The organism is Clostridium folliculivorans (genome assembly GCF_024341905.1).
GTDB classification, from domain to species: domain Bacteria; phylum Bacillota; class Clostridia; order Clostridiales; family Clostridiaceae; genus Clostridium_AR; species Clostridium_AR folliculivorans.
On sequence record NZ_BQXY01000002.1, the window covers coordinates 1 to 21,359 of the forward strand.

At 28.8% G+C, this 21,359-nt stretch carries 15 protein-coding genes, 1 rRNA gene, 1 pseudogene and 2 other annotated features; of the genes and pseudogenes, 11 read left to right on the plus strand and 6 right to left on the minus strand.

Annotated features, from left to right (window positions below; translation table 11 throughout):
- The 4 genes from rrf to OCU55_RS06480 form a co-directional block, all read left to right on the plus strand.
- Positions 1 to 102, plus strand: a 5S ribosomal RNA gene (gene rrf, locus OCU55_RS06465); the annotation flags it as partial.
- 208 nt (positions 103 to 310) lie between these two features.
- The gene (locus OCU55_RS06470; RefSeq protein WP_261851513.1) at positions 311 to 949 is read left to right on the plus strand and encodes a tRNA-uridine aminocarboxypropyltransferase; all 639 of its coding nucleotides are present in this window, start codon (positions 311 to 313) and stop codon (positions 947 to 949) included.
- A gap of 110 nt (positions 950 to 1,059) precedes the next feature.
- On the plus strand, positions 1,060 to 1,536 hold the full coding sequence (locus OCU55_RS06475) for an NUDIX hydrolase (protein WP_261851514.1): 477 nt from the start codon (positions 1,060 to 1,062) through the stop codon (positions 1,534 to 1,536).
- A 182-nt stretch (positions 1,537 to 1,718) separates the two neighbouring features.
- Complete coding sequence (locus OCU55_RS06480; protein WP_261851515.1) at positions 1,719 to 2,597, plus strand: phage holin family protein; 879 nt, start codon at positions 1,719 to 1,721, stop codon at positions 2,595 to 2,597.
- Positions 2,598 to 2,846: 249 nt separating this feature from the next.
- Here OCU55_RS06480 and OCU55_RS06485 read toward each other — a convergent pair whose 3' ends face one another.
- Positions 2,847 to 3,080 carry a hypothetical protein gene (locus tag OCU55_RS06485; protein WP_261851516.1) on the minus strand — a complete coding sequence of 78 codons (234 nt, stop codon included), beginning with the start codon at positions 3,078 to 3,080 and terminating at the stop codon, positions 2,847 to 2,849.
- A gap of 267 nt (positions 3,081 to 3,347) precedes the next feature.
- On the opposite strand from OCU55_RS06485, the gene OCU55_RS06490 reads away from it, so the two are divergent.
- The 3 genes from OCU55_RS06490 to OCU55_RS06500 all read left to right on the plus strand — a co-directional run bounded on the left by OCU55_RS06490 (position 3,348) and on the right by OCU55_RS06500 (position 7,517).
- A complete protein-coding gene (locus OCU55_RS06490; RefSeq protein WP_261851517.1) occupies positions 3,348 to 4,052 on the plus strand; it encodes a DUF2238 domain-containing protein in 705 nt (234 codons plus the stop codon).
- 153 nt (positions 4,053 to 4,205) lie between these two features.
- Positions 4,206 to 4,431 (plus strand) — a binding site (T-box leader).
- A 157-nt stretch (positions 4,432 to 4,588) separates the two neighbouring features.
- Positions 4,589 to 4,810 (plus strand) — a binding site (T-box leader).
- 61 nt (positions 4,811 to 4,871) lie between these two features.
- Positions 4,872 to 6,635 (plus strand): threonine--tRNA ligase, encoded by a 1,764-nt coding sequence (gene thrS / locus OCU55_RS06495; RefSeq protein WP_261851518.1) that lies wholly within the window; start codon positions 4,872 to 4,874, stop codon positions 6,633 to 6,635.
- Between the two features lie 477 nt (positions 6,636 to 7,112).
- A complete protein-coding gene (locus OCU55_RS06500) occupies positions 7,113 to 7,517 on the plus strand; it encodes a PTS sugar transporter subunit IIB (protein WP_261851519.1) in 405 nt (134 codons plus the stop codon).
- A gap of 159 nt (positions 7,518 to 7,676) precedes the next feature.
- On the opposite strand, the gene OCU55_RS06505 is transcribed toward OCU55_RS06500, so the two are convergent.
- Positions 7,677 to 8,432, minus strand: coding sequence for a hypothetical protein (locus OCU55_RS06505; RefSeq protein ID WP_261851520.1), 756 nt, complete (start codon positions 8,430 to 8,432; stop codon positions 7,677 to 7,679).
- A gap of 414 nt (positions 8,433 to 8,846) precedes the next feature.
- A complete protein-coding gene (locus OCU55_RS06510) occupies positions 8,847 to 9,842 on the minus strand; it encodes an HD-GYP domain-containing protein (RefSeq protein ID WP_261851521.1) in 996 nt (331 codons plus the stop codon).
- Positions 9,843 to 10,222: 380 nt separating this feature from the next.
- Between OCU55_RS06510 and OCU55_RS06515 the strand changes: the two genes are divergently transcribed.
- Together OCU55_RS06515 and OCU55_RS06520 are read left to right on the plus strand one after the other, a co-directional pair.
- Entirely contained in the window at positions 10,223 to 10,411 is a 189-nt protein-coding gene (locus OCU55_RS06515) for a ferredoxin (RefSeq protein ID WP_261851522.1), read from the plus strand.
- 531 nt (positions 10,412 to 10,942) lie between these two features.
- Positions 10,943 to 13,657: a PAS domain-containing sensor histidine kinase gene (locus OCU55_RS06520; protein WP_261851523.1), complete on the plus strand. Its 2,715-nt coding sequence runs from the start codon at positions 10,943 to 10,945 to the stop codon at positions 13,655 to 13,657.
- A gap of 408 nt (positions 13,658 to 14,065) precedes the next feature.
- Here OCU55_RS06520 and OCU55_RS06525 read toward each other — a convergent pair whose 3' ends face one another.
- Positions 14,066 to 14,290 (minus strand): hypothetical protein, encoded by a 225-nt coding sequence (locus OCU55_RS06525; protein ID WP_206872238.1) that lies wholly within the window; start codon positions 14,288 to 14,290, stop codon positions 14,066 to 14,068.
- 820 nt (positions 14,291 to 15,110) lie between these two features.
- Positions 15,111 to 16,838, minus strand: coding sequence for a methyl-accepting chemotaxis protein (locus OCU55_RS06530; RefSeq protein WP_261851524.1), 1,728 nt, complete (start codon positions 16,836 to 16,838; stop codon positions 15,111 to 15,113).
- A 602-nt stretch (positions 16,839 to 17,440) separates the two neighbouring features.
- Here OCU55_RS06530 and OCU55_RS06535 point away from each other — a divergent pair.
- Both OCU55_RS06535 and OCU55_RS06540 read left to right on the plus strand, forming a co-directional pair.
- Positions 17,441 to 17,635: a hypothetical protein gene (locus OCU55_RS06535; protein WP_261851525.1), complete on the plus strand. Its 195-nt coding sequence runs from the start codon at positions 17,441 to 17,443 to the stop codon at positions 17,633 to 17,635.
- A 280-nt stretch (positions 17,636 to 17,915) separates the two neighbouring features.
- A complete protein-coding gene (locus OCU55_RS06540) occupies positions 17,916 to 19,202 on the plus strand; it encodes a helix-turn-helix domain-containing protein (RefSeq protein WP_261851526.1) in 1,287 nt (428 codons plus the stop codon).
- A gap of 840 nt (positions 19,203 to 20,042) precedes the next feature.
- Here the strand turns inward: OCU55_RS06540 and OCU55_RS06545 are convergent.
- Positions 20,043 to 21,235: pseudogene (locus tag OCU55_RS06545) on the minus strand (hypothetical protein).
- Positions 21,236 to 21,359 lie beyond the last annotated feature (124 nt).

Genomic DNA, 21,359 nt, shown 5'->3' on the forward strand with positions numbered 1-21,359 from the left:
CTAAGGGTTACACCCGTACCCATACCGAACACGAAGGTTAAGACTTAGACGGCTGATGGTACTGCATGGGCGACTGTGTGGGAGAGTAGGTGGTTGCTAGGTAATTAGTATCTGATGATACATAAAAGACTTCACGATAAGTGAAGTCTTTTTTTATATACATGGAATGCGTGTAAGTTTTATGTATATAAGCTTAGCAAATTCAATTAATTTCACTAATTATAAATGATACTTAAGGGTAAGTTAAAGTAGTGTAGTTTAATATAATATAATATAATACCGATAGATAAGATAGATCTAAGGAGGCAAAATGGATTCAATTTATAAAGTTAAGCAAATTACAAAATTATATCAAAGCTGCGATAAATGTGGTCTTCCTAAAATTAATTGTATTTGTAATATCATTTCAAAAGTTAAAACTAAAGCAAAGATATGGATATTATCCACAGAGAAAGAATTCTATAGACCTTCAAATACTGCAAGAATATTAAAATTAGTAAATCCAGAATCAACAGAGATATATTTATGGGAGAGAACTAAAAAGCCTGAAGAGTTAATTAAAAATATAGAGCAGGATATTTATGATGTATATCTTGTTTTCCCAGAAGAAAATAGAGATATAGAAAATACTGAAGTTATGCATAATCATGCGGATAAAGTTCCGGCATTTATTCTTTTAGACGGAACTTGGAAAGAAGCTAAGAAGATACTAAGGAGAAGTGATTATTTAAGGGGACTTCCAACAATTTCATTGAATGTGGATTTCAAATCAGAATATAATTTAAGAAGGGGAGTCCTTGAAGGAAATCTATGTACTATAGAAGCTGCAATTGAAGTTATAAGAAATAATAATGAATTAGAGAATGCTGATAAAATAAATAAGGTTTTTAAAATGTTTCTTAACGGCTTTAAATTTGGATTATATGGACAAAGGGTAAACACTAAGTGAAAGAGTAGACTGAAAGTTAATTAATAATACTTTTTTGAATCATTAATTAAAATTTCGAAAGATAAACTTAAAATTGAGATATTAATAAATAATTGCTTAGGGAGAATTAGATGATGGTTTTAGCAGAAAATAAAAGTGGACAACAGTTACTACAATATCAAATAATTGCAGAAAAAGATTTACTGGAAAGTACTGAAATTAGTCCAGTTACAGGTTCGTTTGCATTTGTGAGATGTGATGGAAAGTATTTGATTGCTTATAATAAGTGGAGAAAACAATGGGAATTCCCTGCTGGTAAGATTGAAGAAGGAGAGACTTATAGAGAATGTGCAGTAAGAGAGTTATTTGAGGAAACAAATCAGAAAATAAGTGACTTTCAGTTCAAAGGCGTATTTAAGATATATGATAAAAATAAAGACTCTGTAAAATATAGAACAGCGTATTTTGCTGAAATAGATCATATTGATGATTTTAAAGAGAATGATGAAATGGAAGCTATTATGCTTTGGGATTTAAAGAGTTACATAGGATATTTTGATGAAGTAGATATGAAAATGCTGGAACTGATTTTAGAAATAAATAAGTAAGATTTTGATTGATAGTGCAAAAGAATAATAAATTTTTTCTGACAATTGTTGTTGTATCACAATTAATAATTTTCTGAATAAGATTTAATATAAATGAATTTTCATTTTTACAATGCACAATGTAACCTGAGCTTTATTGAAAATAAAGAAAATATTAAGCAAAGGAGAAATCACGTGATTAAATGCAGGAACTATATAAGTTAGAAAATGCTTGGTATGTAAAAATAATATTTGCTACAATAACTGCTTTATTTGCACCATTCAAATTAGCTTTACTTGTACTATGCACCATGATAATAATTGATACAATCACTGGATGCATTTATGCAGCTAAAATTAAAAGACTAAATAGTAGAGGATTGAGAAGAGGATTAGATAAAATATTAGTTTATTCAATTTGTATTTTAGTTGTGAGACTTTTAGAAATAGGAGTACAATCAATTTTTAGCACAAATCTTCTTACTGAATTTATTACGGCATATCTTATTCTTACGGAGAGTTTTAGTGCACTAGAAAATCTTAATTCTTTGGGTGCACCATTACCATTAAGAATAAAAAAAGTAATCTTGGATAATATCAAGAATGATGCCTTAAGGAAAATTGTAATTGAGGATGAAAATAAAAAAAATTATAATGATGAAATATCAGATATAAAACATTATTGCTTACCTAATATAAACGATGAAAAGGTTAAGAGTGTCATGCTAATAATGATAAATGAGTGGACAAAATTTATAAATATATTAGACAAAGAATTAGATGAGGCTGAAGGGTATAGCAATGATTTGATTTTATGTAAGGTGTTATCTTTAGTAGAGGCTACTAAAAAAACAACTAGAGATATTTGGATAGATGAAGGTATATCTAGAAATTATATGGAAAAATTTATGATATATCATAGGCCTAGGTTGGACAAGTATTTAACAGAACTAGAAACTATTTGTGAAAGTAGCGATTCCATTGAGAAGAAGAAAAAGCAAATAATAGAGAAGCTTATTATATTGATGTATCTAACTGTTTCGGATGGCCAAAAGGTACAAGTGACGAGTATTGAATTGTAAGTTTTGCTACTTTCCAGTTGTAGTTAAATTTTAGATTCTAATGTTAAGGAAAATAAAGTAGTCCTATAATACAGAAGATGAAAAGTTTTGTATTATAGGGCTTTATTTAGCTAATATTGAAATGTCAAAGCAATGTACTTTACAAATATTAAAATGGCAACTTTATTATGGTGGTGCATAGAGATGACTTCTTTTGAGTAAATACAATATGTTCATATTTATGTACTAATATTTGCACAAGAGTAGATATTAGCCAACAAAAATATCATCACCAGAATTATTATTACTGTTACCAGTTGGATTGACATCAGTAGCTATAAATTGTTTTTGAGCAGCAACTGTTAATAACAGACACCCAACTCCTACAATAAAGTTACCAAGTACATTTATTTCATCAGCATTTTTATCTTTAGCAATAGCTAAAGCAATTGCATTCGTAAGAATAATAGCATCTTCTGGACTAAGGTTGTCAAGGATTGTCATAACTACACCTACTCATAATTAATGAATAATAAATAATATGATTTTATCTTTGTCTATATGCTTCTAATAATTGTATGTAATCAAAATTAAATTGTTTCATTTTTTATTCTAAAGTTATTCATTGAATTAGTTGTTTTAAATCACTTAATAAGTAGATTAAGAATAATATATATTAAAATTTATATTTTTAAACTCTCTCATTCAGAAACTATAGCTATTATTTGTACTTAAGAGGCTAAAACATTATATAGTGAAAGAAGTCTTAATATGAGTAAGAGGATATTTTGTATTAGATCTATAGTTATATTTATCTTCATAACCTTTATCATTTCAGCAATATATCTTTTCGTAATAATAGAATTTGTACCTTTAGTAGATGAAAAATTTAGTGCTCGAGTTAAAGGTGATTATGTTATTATGCTGCTACAGTGTATTCTAGGTATAGTTGCTATGGTAATTCCAGTAATTTTAAAAAAGCGATGGCATATCCACGTTCCACCAAAAATGATATTGGTATACGCAATATTTCTCTATTGTGCAATATATTTAGGGGAGGTTCAATCCTTTTACTATATTGTACCTTACTGGGATAAAGTTTTGCATACATTAAGTGGTGCTATGTTTGCAGCACTTAGTTTTTCAGTTATCACAACTCTAAATAAAAAACAATATACTTCAGCAAATTTAAGCCCAATTATTGTAGCAGTATTTGCTTTTTGTTTCGCAATAACATTGGAGGTTCTTTGGGAGATATATGAATTTACTACAGATTTAATTCTAAAAACAAATATGCAAAAGTACGCACTTTCTAATGGAGTTTTGCTTGTTGGGCAAGCTGCTTTGAAAGATACGATGCAGGATTTAATAGTAGGTTCACTAGGTGCACTTATTATTTCATTAATTTTTTATATTTCTTTAAAATATAAAAAAAGTTGGATTGATAAAATACAGCTAAAGATTAATGAGTTTTAAAAGTTCATTAATGAAAAATTTAGAGTGTCAATATAAATATATCTTAGTGATTAATTATATTAATTGGAGCTCATTTACACTGTTATAATAGATAATAATAAATTGAACGATTTATTGACAAAATAAATTTTAAGGAATAAAATTAGTAATAATAAAAAAACTATGACGAGGAAGAGTAAATAATTTACTGTTTAAAGAGAGAGAAACTCACTGGCTGAAAGGTTTCTTAAATAAGTATTGTTGAAAACCACCTTCGAGTTGACTGTTGAAAGATATAGTAGGCAGTTCCGTACGCTTGCGTTAAAAGTATTGAGTGATAGAAGCGTCTAATTATAAGCTTCTGTAATTTGGGTGGAATCGCGATATACTCGTCCCTTACTTGGGATGAGTTTTTTTGTTTTTAATAAAATTTTTTAGGATGGTATTAGTAAAAGCTTTAGCAGATTACTACTATTTATATTTATATTTATATAAAAGTAATTAGGTTAGGTTTGTAATTAATACTATCACTACTTTATAAATTTAAAATTGTATATTTAAAGGCTATGAAGAGGAAGAGTAAATAATTTACTATTGAAAGAGAGAGGAACCCATCGGCTGAAAGGTTTCTTAAATAAGTATTATTGAAAACCACCTCTGAGTTGATTACTGAAAATTAGTAAGTAAATTCGCAAATCTGCGTTATGGATTTTGAGTGACAGTGGTGTAAATTTGGCTGCTGTAATTTGGGTGGAATCGCGATTAAACTCGTCCCTTATTTTAGGGACGGGTTTTATTTTTATATATTTAAAAATAAAAATTTATAAAAGGAGGACTATCATGTTAAAAGTATTGTTAAAGGATGGAAGTATTATTGATTCAGGTGAAGAAGATGGAAGAAGGGCTTTAAGACATACCGCAGCACATATATTGGCTCAGGCAGTAAAACGCTTATATCCAGGTGCTAAACTAACTATCGGACCAGCAATTGATAGTGGATTTTATTACGATTTTGATATGGAAGAAACACTTACTATAGATTCGCTTAAAGAAATTGAAGAAGAAATGAAGGTAATAATTAAGGAAGACTTAAGACTTGAGAGAAGTGTATTATCTAGAGAAGCTGCATTAAAGCTTATGGAGGAATGTGGTGAAAATTATAAGGTGGAACTTATAAATGATCTGCCTGAAGATGAAGAGCTAACTTTTTTTAAACAAGGAGACTTTATTGATTTATGTGCAGGACCACATGTACTTTCTACTTCAAAAGTAAAAGCTGTTAAACTATTATCAGTTGCAGGGGCTTATTGGAGAGGCAATGAGAAAAATAAGATGCTCCAAAGAGTTTATGGTACTGCCTTCGCTAAAAAGAGTGAATTAGATAAATATTTAAATATGTTAGAAGAAGCTAAAAAAAGAGATCATAGAAAGCTTGGAAAGGAGCTTAAATTATTTGCTTTAATGAATGAAGGGCCAGGTTTCCCGTTCTTTCTTCCAAATGGAGTAGTATTGAAAAACAAATTGATTGAGTACTGGAGAGAGCTTCATAAAAAGTATGGATATGAGGAAATAGAAACTCCACTTATATTAAACAGGGAACTATGGCAGACTTCAGGCCATTGGTATCATTATAAGGAAAACATGTACACAGTAAATATCGATGAAGAGGAATATGCAATAAAACCAATGAATTGTCCTGGGGGAATGCTAGTATACAAATCTGAGTCACATTCCTACAGAGAGCTTCCAATTAGAGCTGCAGAGCTAGGAAGAGTGCATAGACATGAGCTTTCTGGGGCTTTACATGGCCTTATGAGGGTAAGAGCATTTACTCAAGATGATGCCCATATATTCATGCTACCTGAGCAAATCAAGGATGAGATAAAAGGTGTAATTAGACTTATAGATGAAGTATATGCTCGATTTGGTTTTAAATATAGTGTGGAACTTTCTACAAGGCCAGTGAATTCAATGGGAAGTGATAGTGAGTGGGAAATGGCTGAAGAATCTCTTAAAAATGCCTTAGAGGAAATAAAGATGCCTTTTAAAATAAACCCAGGAGATGGAGCTTTTTACGGACCTAAGATAGATTTTCATCTTGAAGATAGCATTGGAAGGACATGGCAATGTGGTACAATACAACTAGATTTTCAGCTTCCTCAAAGGTTTGATTTAGACTATGTTGGTAGCGATGGAGAAAAGCATAAACCTATTGTTATACACAGAGTAATATTTGGAAGCATCGAAAGATTCATAGGGATACTAATAGAACATTTTGAAGGTAAATTTCCAACTTGGATATCACCAGTTCAAGTTAAAGTACTTCCTATATCAGATCAGTTTAATGAGTACGCAGAAGAAGTAGTAAGAAAACTAGAAGAAAGTGAAATTAGAGTTAAGATTGATGACAGAGTTGAGAAGATAGGATATAAGATAAGAGAAGCTAGAAATGAAAGAGTTCCTTACATCATAATTGTGGGAGAGAAAGAAAAAAGTACAGGAACAATTTCTCTTAGAAGTAGAAAAAATGGTGAAGAAGGTTCTGTAAACTTAGATGAATTTATAGCTAATATTAACAACGAGATTAAGTTAAAACAATTATAATACAAAGTAGTTTTTAGCTTATATATTTATTTAGTTAACTACACTTATGCTATAAAAAGTCGATTATAACCATGAAGAAATCCTAGTACAAAGTAATTATATTAATAAAATATATATCCAAAAAGTTGGATATATAATACTGTTTTTTAATAAAATGCAGGATAGTTAGTTTAATATAAACGCTAATATCCTGTATTTTTACTTAACTAATTGAAAAAAGTTATTATGCATGATAGATATTTGTATGAATTAATTGTATCTGTTTTAGGACATGCATTTATGCTATAATAGTAGAAAATAGAAATATGAAAACGTTATACGAAAGTCGAAAGCAATTATTAAGTGTGACAATAAAAGTGGATCAATATTATTGTGAGCTTTGAAATTATTATTTAAGTGCCTATATAATCATTGGTACTATTTTTTGCAGATTAGTAATGTATTTTTATAAGAAATTGTATATATGGGGGAATAAAAATGATAAAGATTCTTTTATGTTGTCTTGGTGGGTTTTCTTCAAGTGCTTTGGCTCAAAAAGTTGAAAAGGAAATATTGGAGAATAATATGCAAAATGATTTTTATATCGAGTTTTCGCCATTTCAATTAGCAGTGAAGAAAGTTTCTGACTTTGATATTATAGTATGTTGTCCTCATTTAATTACAGATGTAAAAAAAGTTATAAAAACTTTAAATCCTGATATACCTATTTATATTCTTCCGCCAAGGATGTATGGAATGATGAGCTTTAATGAACTATCATTAGATGCTGTTGATGCTATTGATTTATATAATATAAATAAAATAAATCCAGTATGTTTTCCTGGAGAAGAGAATACCTTAAGAGTTACTAGACATGTAGCTTATAGAAAAACTAAGATTTAATCATAAATTTTTTAGTCATAAAACAATTCAAAACAATAGTTTAACGATGAACAAGAATATTAAGTTACTGGGTATAGAAAATTATAAATACAATGACCGCCTACAATATTATAGGCGGTCATTGTATTTGGATTTAGTTATAAACTTGATAAGAAGTTGCTATTTATTCTCCTTATCTACTTCTCTAAAAACCTGTCCTAATTTTGAAAGAGATGATGATTTTTCTACAATATATTCGATAATAGCATTTTTATTTCTTTTTCGGTATACCTTTCCGGTTAAGTCTGGAGTGTAAGTTCTTATGATGTTTATTAAATCCTTTGGATTAAGTGAAGAAAGTTTGTCTTTCAATCCTCCTTCTCCTAAAGCTCTTAGAGCAGCCACAGGATTTAGTAAGGAATTTTCTTCGCTTAAGGGATTGCAAACTGTATCAGGTTCAGTAGGGCAACTACAGTTTTTCACAGTTTCAGATGCAGTATTTTTATCATACTCTGAGGCATTAGTAATACAATCTCTATGGGCACTTTCACCAGTTTTGATAGTATTATCAATGTCTATTTTTACAGATATATTGAGGCTGATATCAACTTGTGCAGATGCTTCTTCTAAGGATTGAAGTAAAGTAATCACTTCTTTAAGGCTACTTGAGTTGTTACTTTCTTCTGGGGGAGCTTCAATTTCTGTTGGAACTTCTTCCACAACTGGTGGTTCAGCAATTTCAATCTTTGGTTCTTCTGTAGTAACAGGTTCCAAAAATTCTGTTGGTAATGCAGATGAAATAGCTTCGCTAAGTAATTTAGAGTTCTTTAAAACTTGTTTTACGTATTTTTTAGTAAAACCTTTACTTGAGATATCTTCTATGCTAAGGCCTTCTTCGTAAAGTTTAATAATTTCAGTCTTTTTGCTAATTTTCATATATAACACCTCTTAATTATTGAATTCTATCTAAGGATTCTTGTATCGAAACTTAAGGTATACTTGTTCAATAATCCAGAATTTATGGGATCATCGTGCACGTATAACTTAATAGTTGAGTTAGGAAACCTATAAAGATGAATTACTTCAATCCATATTAATTAATACAGCATATTTATATTCTTTTATGTAGCAAATTATTTCACTTTATGATGATTATGACTGATAATTGTATAGAATTTCTTTATTAAATTTGTTATACTTCATGAAATAAAAAAATAAGTAAAAGAAAGCATCATATTTAGAATAAAAAATAAAAGCATTTATTGTAATAGTCAAAACAGCTATCACAGTAAATACTTTTAAACTTCAAAAATAAACGTAATTTTATAAAAAAAATTATAAATATTTTGGCTAGATTAGATTTAGTAAAATTAAATCGTCATTATGCTGGAAATCAGTAGGATTTTCCAGTATGTATTTAATAAATACTGAGGTAACTAGTGGATTAAATTGAGTGCCGGAATTTTTACTTAATTCATTGATTGCATAATTAGGATCGAGACTTTTCCTATAAACTCTATTAGAAGTCATAGCGTCAAATGCATCAGCCACAGCGATTATGGCGGCACATTGAGGAATTTCATCCCCTATTAGTCCTTTAGGATACCCAAGGCCATCGTACCTTTCATGGTGACATAAAATCATATCTAATATTTTGTTTTCATTAAAGTTCTGTACTAATTTAAGTATGTCATATCCAATAATTGGATGCTGTTGTATTAGTTTATATTCTTCTTTGCTAAGTTTTATTGGTTTATTTAATATACTATCGCTTATACCGATTTTACCAATGTCATGAAGTAGCGCACCTACATAGACAGTTTCACAATCTGCCTTAGAATATTTTAATCCTTCTGCAATAATCCTTGCATATTTAGCAACATTCTTTGAATGAGAAGCAGTGTAAAAATCTCGTGATTCGATAGTTCTTGCTAAAGTTTTAATGAAATCCACAGTATCTTTATTATGTTTGCTATGAACTTTTATTAAATAAGTAATAATATAACCTATAAGGAAATAAGAAATCCAGTTTGGAAAAAAGTACATCAAATAGTGGATAAAATCATGTCTAGACCCATTAAATGGACCTCTTTGGAAAAATGGAGAAAAGTATGTGTTTACAGCTACAGTAGCAAAGCTTACAAATAAATGTTGATATATTTTGAAAAGTGATATTCCTGAAGCAATCATAATAAGAACAAAAGTAGGATTAGGATGATTGCTAGAATCATACATTTCTATAATTATTGCAATAAAAAAAGTTAAGAGGGTAATGAACCTGAACAACTTAGAATTGTTTTCGAAAATTTCCCATCTTATCTTTTTATGGATATATTTTAATTTCATCAAACTAGTTCTCCTTTTACAATTGTAAGTAAATAAATTTCCTGTGTTAGAAAGTATTAGCACAACATGATTATATATTTGGAATACTGTGAAATTATAAAATAATTGTGTGATGTTAATGTGATGAGAGCTGCTTTTTAGAAACAATTTTATTAAAAATAAGGAAATAAAAAAGAAATTACTTGTGGATTTGATTTAAAAGTAAATTAAATAATTAAATGTATCATAATAAATGAACAAATTAAGATATATTTTGATGTAAAAAAGTTAGATAAAAGTGTGATTTAAATCAATGTTTAATATGGGTATTTTTACTATAATTTAATTAAAGAAAGCCTAATTAAACAAATTTAAATATAAAAAATTGGAGGTAGTGTATTATGAAAGCTTGTGTAGATAAAGAAACATGCATAGGATGTGGACTTTGTGCAGCAATTAGTTCAGAAATATTTTCTATGGAGGATGATGGGAAGGCTGTTGCTATTGGAGAAGAGGTATTAGACTCACAACTTAGTGATACAGAAGAAGCAGTGGGTTCATGCCCAGTTAGTGCCATAACCTTAGAGTAAATTTTAAATTTTATATCAATAATTTTAAGTTGTAATTCTGCAAGAAATTAATGAAAGTTGGTTTAATAAGAAACTAATCAAATGAATATTACTGCTTTATAAGGAAAATATAATACTTAAAAGGAGTGATTAGAATGGCTAAAAACAAAGGAAACAAACAATATGATCAAGAAAATAGTATGGAACAAAGAACAGACAGAAATCAACTTCAAGGAAAAGGGTCAAAAAAGAAGACTAAATAAAAGTTATTTGATAAGTAAGTTAATAATTGTAAGAGTAATCCATCTAGAATCAATTTCTAGGTGGATTATTTTATGTCTTTCGTTTTATTTGTATAAAAAAGCTCTTAAATGTTAGATGTTAAGTTTTTGTAAGAATTAGGGAGTTTAACAGTAATTATGATTACGTTTAATATAATATTAAAAAAAATATTGTGAAATATGACAAAATGTAGAAAAAAATTCATTATTATAGTATATTTAATATATATTACAAATATGTTGAAGATTGTTAAAGTATGGAGGGAGTACATTGGACGTAAATTTAGATTTCAACAAGATAGATCCATTCATAGTGGAAGACAGAGGAGTAATAATAAAAGTTGATTATAGCTTTTTGGAGTTAACTGGTTACAATGAAGAGGATTTTGTTAGTAAGAATATAAATGAGATATGGAAATTGTTAACCAGATCAGATATAGATGTTTTGCAATTGAATGAGGAAATAATTATTTTTACAAAAGATTTAGAAGCTAAGACTGTAACTATTCAAAAAGTTGAAGAAAGCTTTAGTAAAAACGTTTTATATAAATTTATACAAAAATATGAATTGAGTTTTGGCGAAAGAAATGGATTTTTAGAAAAACTACTAGTTGATGAGAGATATGGAATTGGGATTCATTTAGCCAAAGATTTTACCTTAATAAAGTCAAATGAAACTTTTTTGGATTTTTTTAGAGGACCATTCAAGACTAAGAAGATGTGTTATGGAAAAAAACTAAGTGAATTAACTCCTTGCTTTATCGGCTCAAAAGAAGAATCAGAATGGAAACAGATAGTAAGCTCAAATAAATCCTATTATGTATCTGAGAGAAAAGGGGTATTGCCAGATGATGATAGATACTGGGATTATAATATAATACCTATTTCAGAAAATGGAAAGGTAAAGTATATTGTTGCAATGATTGAGGATGTTACTGAAAGAGTACTGAGTAGGGAACATATAAAGGCGAAAAATGAACAGCTTGAGGCTGTTTTTCATAGTGTTGAAGATATAATAATTATGGTGGATAAAGATGAAAATTATTTAGGTGGAAACAAATCTTCGAAAGTGCTATATGACTTATATAAGAAAAATAGAAAGCTAGAAGATGCACTTTTTAAGGTTTATAATTATGATAGAGAAGAAGTGAGTTTAGAACAGCTAGACTTGAATTTAGTACGTGAAGGCAAAGCTATAAAGAATACTAAAATAATAGTAGAACTTGAAGATGAGCTTAAGTATTATGAACTCAGTGGTAATCCCATTTTTGATGAAGGTGGGAATGTAAACTATGGTGTTTTTGTACTTCATGACATCACTAAAGAAGTAATGAGAACAAAAGTAATTGAGAAGCAGAATAGAGAATTAGAAGCAATTATAGAATGCATAGATGATGTTGTAACGGTTGTAGATAAAAATGGACGATATATTAGAAAAAGTACTAAAGCAGGAAATAAATATGTGAGAGATAATCAATTTTTTTCTCGGATTTCTTCGAGGACCAAGTTTTATGATTTTGATGGCAATTTAATTCCTGTTGAACAATTATGTACATCAAGGTTATTACGAGGTGAAAAAATTAAAAATTATAAAAGCATGGCAACGGTGGATGGTAAAGAAATATATATGAGTGTCAGCGCAATGCCAATATTCGATGATTCAGGACAATTTGAGATGGGAGTTATGGTAACACATGACATTTCAGAATTAATGCAGTCTTATGTAAAAATAGAAAAACAAAAAAAAGAACTTGAAGTTATAATTGAAAATATGAGAGATGGATTAACTGTACTTGATAAGCATGGAAATGTTATAAAGATAAATAAGGCTTTCAAAGAAATTATGAAGAAAGGAATGACTGTAAATCCTACCTTTAGTTATGTTACAGAAACTATGAAATTTGGACAAGTATATTACAATGAAAAAGGAGATGTTTTATCAAAAGAAGAGCTTCCTTCAATAAGAGTTTTGAACGGAGAGAGAGTAGAACAACAGAGGATTATGGTTAAGAATGGAATAAAAAACTATTATGTAGATTTCTATGGAACGCCAATTTATGATAAGAATGGTCAGTTGCAGTATGGTATTATAATAGGTCATCATTGTACTGAAATGATAGAAAAAGAAAAAAAAATCAGAGAGCAACAAGAGCTACTTTATAGAGCAGAGAAGAGTAGAAGAGAAGCTTTAGAAAAGGCTCTTATAATGAAGGATGAGTTTATATCATTAATAACTCATGAGTTCAAGACACCTTTAAATGTTATATATTCAGCTATACAACTAATAGAACACGTATATATTAAACAAGTTCCAGATAGTGTGAGTAATCTAATAGGAAATATAAAACAAAATACATTTAGACAACTTAGACTAGTTAATAACCTCTTAGATATAACAAGATTGAATTCAGGTCATTTCAAGATAAATTTAAAAAAAGTAGATATAGTTTATTTGACTAGAATGATTACAGAGTCAGTAAAGTTATATGCAAGTCAAAAGAAGATTAATTTATCATTCAACACTAATATGAAAAGTAAATTAATAGCAATGGATGATGAGAAGTATGAAAGAATAATATTAAATTTACTATCAAATGCAATAAAGTTTACGCCTGAAGGTGGAAATATTTCTGTAAGTATTAATACAGATAATGATAAAGAACGTATCTTTATAAATGTCAAGGACAATGGGATAGGTATACCAAAGACCAAAAGGAATATGATTTTTGAAAGATTTGGTCAAGTAGATAGCAATCTGTCAAGACAAGCAGAAGGAACAGGAATTGGCTTATCCCTTGTAAAACTTTTGGTGGAAAACTTAGACGGAACCATAGAAGTTGAAAGTGAGGTAGGAGTTGGAAGTTCATTTACAGTTGAATTTCCTATGAAAGAGTATGTTGAAAATGAAAAAATATATAATTGCATCGATGCGGACGCCAGACTAATAACTGCTATTAGTGTAGAGTTTTCAGATATATATTTTTGATTTTGGTATCATTATCAAACTTATAAAGTGATTATATAGATAAACTACTTCATATTAGAACTTATCCAAATAAAGATTCGTAGAACCATCGAAATCTTTATTTGGAGTTTAATGACTGAAGTAGTTTATCAGTTCAGCGGAATAGATAATCCAGTTCCATCTAATAGAACTAAGTTATGCCTCTGTTAACGATTAATGGTAACAGGATTATCAGATATAGATTTCATTTGGAACTAGTTTATCTATAGATGCACCAATTCGAACCGAAATCTATTTTTATTGGGAAGTGGTACATCCATAAATTTGATAGTAATAACTAAAGATTAAATTTTTAGATATGTGTAAAATACTGCTATTTTTAATAGCAGTATTTTTTCCTATTAGGTAAGAAATTTGGAAGTTAAAATATTATTCCCATTCTTCAATGTTTTCTGCACCATCAAATTGTTCTACTGCCCATTCTATAGCTTCAGTACTATTTTCAAATCTTTTATGTGTATTGCTTACATAGGCATATGCTGGATTGTCGTCAGCTGATTGAATTGTGATGTTTTTATCTTCACCTATAATTTTTACCTCACCATTTGTTTCTAAAAAGCCACTTAAGCTTTCTATTAATTCATTCTCATCCATTAATATCATCCTTTCTTGGTAATAATTTGGCGATTTAGTTAGCAATAAATATTATTGTACATATCCCCATAGGATTATTCATTCTAACTAAAAATAAATTTATTTTTTGAAAATGTATACATTTAAGATTGTACTGCTTTTAATCAAATTTTAAGTTTTAAGATCTATTAATTGTATTAAGAGAAATTTTGAAAATTGACATAGACTTTAAGCAGTGTATCTTTAATAATAATAGGTATGCAACGTTATAGTTATATAGTCCTATAAATATAACAAAAATTAAGAACAATTTTAAATTAGGGATGTTAACAATTGAAGTGTAAATTATTTTCTGTTAAAAACTAGATCAGAAATATGGTTTAACTATATTTACTAAACAATAACAATAAATTGAATTATTATTGACTTTAAATATAACGAAGCAAAGATTTTATGCATATAATAAATACCAATGGACAATTTCAATATAAAGTTTATTGAAATATCTTATATCCCCGATTATAAAGCACAAGAGACAAAGAAAGTTAGTTTCTCATGAAAAGTTTAAACACAAGAAGAGTTATTTAGGAGAGATAGGTTATGTTAATGTTGTGTTACATCATAGGGATAATATTATCAAGTATTTTTATTTTTATTTTAGCTAAGCAATCAGTAAAGAGAAATGGTAGATGATAATATTTTATTTGTGGGGGAAATTAATCTCAAACAAATACAATTATGAAGCTATTAATGGCTTTTGTGAAAACTAATATTTTTTAATCCCAATGAATAAAGGCCATGCATAAACAAATTAATTGTTTACGCATGGCCTATGACTTAATCATTCAACTTTAAACTTATTCACAACATTGTTAAGCCTATCAGTCATATTTTTAATATTATTCATATTGATTTTTACTTGATACATAATAGCAGCTTGCTCTTCAGTTGAAGCGGCTGCTTGTTGACTGCCAGAACTAAAACTTCTTGATATATCATCAAGTTCATGAATCTTATTTAAAGAATCTTTACAAGTATGTTCAATTATAAATATAGAATTAATAATTTCTTTTATTTTAATATTAGTGTCAATGCTTGAACTTTGAAGATCTGATAAATAGCTATCAACTTTATTTACTGAAGCAACACTTTCATTTGCATGTCCAACACCTTTTTCAATAGATTTGATTGCATTTAAAATTTCATTTTGCATAGAATTTGCAATCTCGCTTATTTGACTGCTAGCATTACTTGATTGTTCTGCTAAATCTTTAATTTCATTAGCAACTATGGAAAATCCCTTACCTTGTTCTCCAGCTCTAGCGGCTTCAATAGCAGCATTGAGTGATAATAAGTTCGTCTGACTAGTTATTTCTGAAATAGTTTCACTAAACGCAGTAATTTCTTTTGATTTGCTGTCGAGGTCTTGAATAATCATTGCTGTAGCTTCTATAGTATCTGTTACTGTAGTCACTTTTTCTATAGAAGTTTTAAATAGATTTAGAGCAGCCTTAGTATTATTTAGTGATGTATCAGATGAAGAAGACACGATGTTAGCCTTTTGAACTGAATTTTCAACTTGCCTAAAAACTTCATCCATCGTTGTTGAAACCTGATTAATGCGGCTTGTTTGCTCTAGGGAACCTGTAGCTATCTCGTTTATAACTTGACTAATTTCTTCTGCAGTATTACTTGTCTCGGTAAAACTTTTATGCATATCAGTTATTTCAGCATTTACTTCCCGAGTATTATTTTTTATCTCACTTGTGATAACAGAAATATTATTAACCATTTCTCCGAAGGATTGCGTTAATTCACCGATTTCATCATCACCGTTTTTATCAAATCTTACTGTAAGGTCTCCATTTTTTATTAGCTCTGCTTTCTTTTTAAGCTTATTTAAAGAGCGTACTAAGAAAATTGAAAAGATTTCGCCAATAATTATTCCAAGTACAATTATTATGACTACTAAAATACATATATTAAATTTAAATTTATTAAGTTGATTAACCATTATGTTAGCATCGAAGTCAGCGGCAAGTACTCCAACTATATTCCCTGAAGTATCTTTAATTGGAATATAGGCAGAAATAAGATTTCCCCATCCATCTGAATGAAATTCAAATCCTGAGTTGCCATTAAAACTGTTCTTTAAAATGTTTGTAATTGAATCTTCTTCATCACCCAGAGCAGAAAAGTTTTTGTCATCTGTAGGTGTACTATCAACCACATATATGTATTTGTTATCATTGGTCTTACGCATCGTATATAGATATTTCAGACCGGTAGATTTTCTTATATCGCTTAGGTGTGATTGAAGATTTTTATAATACTCTGAATTCATATCTTCTTTATTCTTAAGGTTACTAAATCCTTTTACATCAACTGTGCTTAAAATAGATTTAACTATATTTAATGCTGTATTACCTATTGTAGTTTCTATATTCTCTTTTGTTTTGTAGTAAGTATATATACCAACTGAAAGTGAAGAGAATAGAATGAGAATAATAAAACCTCCTATAATCTTATGACGTATTGATAATCCCTTCTTTTGCATGCGCAGCTTCATGTTTGTGCCATCCCCCTTAATACCATTTATGGTAAGTTGCAATACAACATATATCATACCAAAAAATGATATTATTTGACAGTTAAAAACTAAAAACGATAATATTTTTCAAATTTTATTTGAATTCAATCCTCAAATTGCACTACTTAAACCTGAAACTTATTTTCAAAGTTTTTCTGGGTCTGAGAAGAGAATTTGAAAATATAAATTTAATAATGAACAACTGATAATTATTTAAAAAATACTTTAATAATAATTAATTGCTATAAATATAATATAGAGAAATAAATGTACTATAAAATAAAGATTAAAGCTTTTCTATAATTTATAGTTAAGAAATCATTAACTTGATTCATTTAGAAAAAGGGTTTCAATGTACAAGTAATTTTGAAAAAAAATAATAAGAAGATGAACTAATAAATCCTTGAAAAGTGGTCCTAAACTAAAGTTTTTAGAGATGTAGTAAAAGAATTTATGCAGAAGTTTTTAAAAACGAAATTGAAAAGTATAAATTTTTTTCACAAGATTTTATATGTTTTACTACACGGTATGTAGAAGATGTAACATAAATGTTTTAACATTTCAAAAAAGAGGTGATGGGTATGGCAAGAAAGGAAAAAGTTTATGACATAGAAAAGATTTTGTTTCTATATCAAAAGTATGGTTCATTAAATGCTGTAAGAATGAGAACAGGATATGGATCGCAAAAAATTAAAGAAATACTCATAGGAAGAGGGATAGAATTAAAGAAGTATATACCTGAAAGATGGGATTTTAAAGATAAAATAAAATACTAGTGATGTATAGGGATGAGGAATACACCTTAATCCCTATTTTACTTATATAAATTTTGCTATATAATGGGTGGAATTACATCATATTGATACAACAAAGAATATTTGTTGATATATTTTTTTGAAGCTAAATATTGAAAATGAACAATTTTTTATAAAAACAGTTAAATACAAATAAATTAATAAAATTTTCTATGTTTTAATGCCTTTTTATGAAAAAATATGTATAATTATTAGTGGAAGTACTGAAAAAAATTAACATTACATTTAAGAGGTGATCAAATTGAATTTCTATTGTCCTAGTCAAAAAATAAAAATTATGAGAAAAAGATTTCATATGAATCAAATGGAGCTAGAAGATACAAAGATGACTAGAGCTTTTATCAGTATGATGGAAAGTGGAAAAAGAAAGGTGAGTAGGGCCAGCTCCAAATTGCTCGCACAAAAATTTAATAATAAAGCAAAAGAACTGGGACTGGAATTGGGTTTAGACGATGAGTATTTTTCAAGAAAGCCTTATGAAGATGCAAAGATTTACTGTGAGAATGAATTACTAAAAGAAAATAATCATGAGCAGTTAGAAGAATTGTTAAATATAGCGTTAGAATTTAAGTTAGATTATATTACTGCAAAAGTATATATAAAAGAAGGCGATAGATATTTTTATGAACAGGATTATAAGATAGCCTTTATAAATTATGTAAATGCTCTAGGTAAGTTAAAAGAACTTAAGCAAAATGGAGAACAAACATATGTTTATAATAAGATTGGCCTGTGTAAGATAAATATTAAGGAGTATGAAGAAGCAGTATTTTATTTCAATCAAGCAATTAGCTATGCAAATGAGGAAAATGATGAGATTTCTTTTGCAGAAGCTGTATACAATTTAGCTTTAGCTTATTCATATATGTTAGATAATGCAAAAAGCGTAGAAATATTGGATAAGTTTATTTTAAATTCTAATATTTTTGAAAAGCTTGATTTTAACTTTAGAATAAATATAAAACTCTTAAAAGCAAAAGAGATTTATAATTCAGGGAGAAGAGAAAAAGCAGTAGAACAATATATTTCACTAATAAAAGAGTTAGAAGATAAAAATGATTTTATATTATCTAATGTTTATAGCCTTTTAGGTGATTACTATTTTGAGATTTCTAATTTACATGAAAGTTTAAAGTACATTAATAACGCACAAAGATTGAAGGGAAAATTGGATAAAAGATCCCTGCCAAATACCTTAAAAACAAAAGCAAAAATATTTTTTAAACAAGGATTATCTGATGAAAGCATTATGATACTGGAGCTTGCTATGAATATATCAGAAGAACTTAGTGATTTTAACATGCTTATATCTATTTATAATGAGCTAATAAAGATTTATAAAGAAATTAAAGATGTTGATAGAATTAGAGAAACATCAAATAATCTAATTGAATTTTTAGATAAAAATAACTTGGAAAAAGGAAAAGATATTGCGTTATGCAATCTAATGGAAGTTGCTATAAATCAAGGAGATAGTGAACAAACAAATCAAATCTTAAGTAAATTAAATGTATTACTTGGGAGATAGGCAAGCTGACATAGAAATGACACAAAGAAAATTTATAATAGAAAATGTAGAGTTTTTCATGATCTCCTTATAAAAGCATTTTCACTGCGGTGAAAATGCTTTTTTGCTGTCTAGAAAAGTATGAAATTTTCAAGCTATAGATAAACTGCTTCATATTAGAATTTATCCTAGGAGTTTAATGACTGAAGGAGTTTATCAGTTCAGCGGAATAGCTAAACCTAGAAATTTCAGGGTGTTTAGAAGTTTGCTTCAGCCATTTATTATTATATACCTCTTATAAATTAATTTTAGTAGATAAAAGATAAAAAAATATATTAAAAACATATAGTTAAAATATATCTTCTAAATTCAAATAGAATGTTATGAGCCAAATAATTAGTGAAAAAATGTAAGTATAACTAAAAAGAAATACTCGTAAATGAGCATATGCAAATAATAAAATATAAATTCAAAGTTTTGCCACTAAATTGTCACAAAAGAGATATATAATAATGTTGTAAAATTTTTTTCATAGAACTCCTTTTTAAAGCACCTTCATCAATTTGGGGGTGCTTACCATTTGGACAAGACTTTGTTTTTAGTGAAAAGTACAAGATTTTTGAACATTATGATAAGTTAAGAAAGTTTTTTTGCTGCTAAAAATTTAATAAGTTTTATGAAAAGTTTAGCTTATGCATACCAGTCCTACCTTCAATTACTAAGTTTATAAGTACGAACTTAGTAATTGAAGGTATACGCCATTTAAGGGAGGGACTACCATAACACCGAGTATATATAAATTAGTGTTGTATGCATAAGCTGATAAATTAAATATGGAGTTCAATAAAAAATTTATTTAGTCTAGTTTAAACCCAATTCTTTACGTTTCTTCTCTATATGATCTACATATATTTGGATTGTTTTTTCTGCATCCAATTCAACAACAACCTTACCAAGTCCAAGGGATTCAGTTGTTTCTGTTAGAGTTTTTACAACTACGTCACTACCAGTAATTGATGGAACAGGGGCAACATGAACAAGCCAACCAAGAGCAACAGCAGTACAAGCGTCTGCCACAGCCTTTTGTTCAAGATATTCTGGTGCACCAATTACTAAAGGAAGTTTGTTAGTGTCTACACCTAAAGCATCAGCAAGTTCTTTTGCTGTATGAGTCATTTTTCCTATATCAACACAAGCACCATATGATAAAACTGGAGGTATTCCAAGTTGTTTACATACAGCTTTTAATCCTTCACCGCATTCATCAGCAGCTTTTGGATTTGTTAGTCCGGTATATTCCATAACTGAAGAAGTGCAGCCACCTGATAATACAAGGATATTATTCTTTATTAAACCTTGAGTTATCTTGAAAATATTACTTCCTACTTGACCGTAGCAACTGCTAGTTTTTCTATTGGTTGATTTATATCTAGACCAGCCATATCTGCATATTTCTTTAATTTTTCAGCATCTCTAATCTTTAATCCACTTTCAGGATGCTCACCTGCAGCTTTTAATGTTCTTGCAGCTTGGTGACAGTGAAATACGTTTGCTGAAGTACCGATTGTAACATGTCTGTATACAAAGTTTCTAGCTACCATAGTATGTGCGTCAACACCGCAAGTTCCTCTAGGGACTTTATCACTTATTCAACAAGGACCATTGGCACAGAGCTGGCAAGAAAGGCCTTCTATACAAAACTTGCATTGAATTGGTTGCTGTTGGCTGAATCTATCAAATACATTTGTCATTCCTGCATCGTGTACTGCTTGATACATTTCTCTCATAGCTGGGTCTATGATTACATTTAATGGGTAGCCTTCTTTTGATTGATCACCTTTGGCTACATGTTCTCTTTGCCACTTATGCAAATCCTCACCTTGAGGTGACTTTTCGATTTTATCATAATCGATTTTTATTCTGTTATGTATGTCTTGATGTGTGGTTGGATCATTTGAATGTTCATTTGTTAACTTAGTACCAAAAGTGGTATTATCACCTCTCATGATTTTTGCTGCATTCTCAAAAGACTCTTTAATATCCTTGTCTGACATTTGATTTGCTCCTAGGTATTTTTTGTTAGTTGTGATTTGCCACTTCGTATAGAAATAATAAAAATTAAGTGGGGCATCAGTATAATAGAAATTCAATATATAGAATGTGATTAGTAAAAATAAA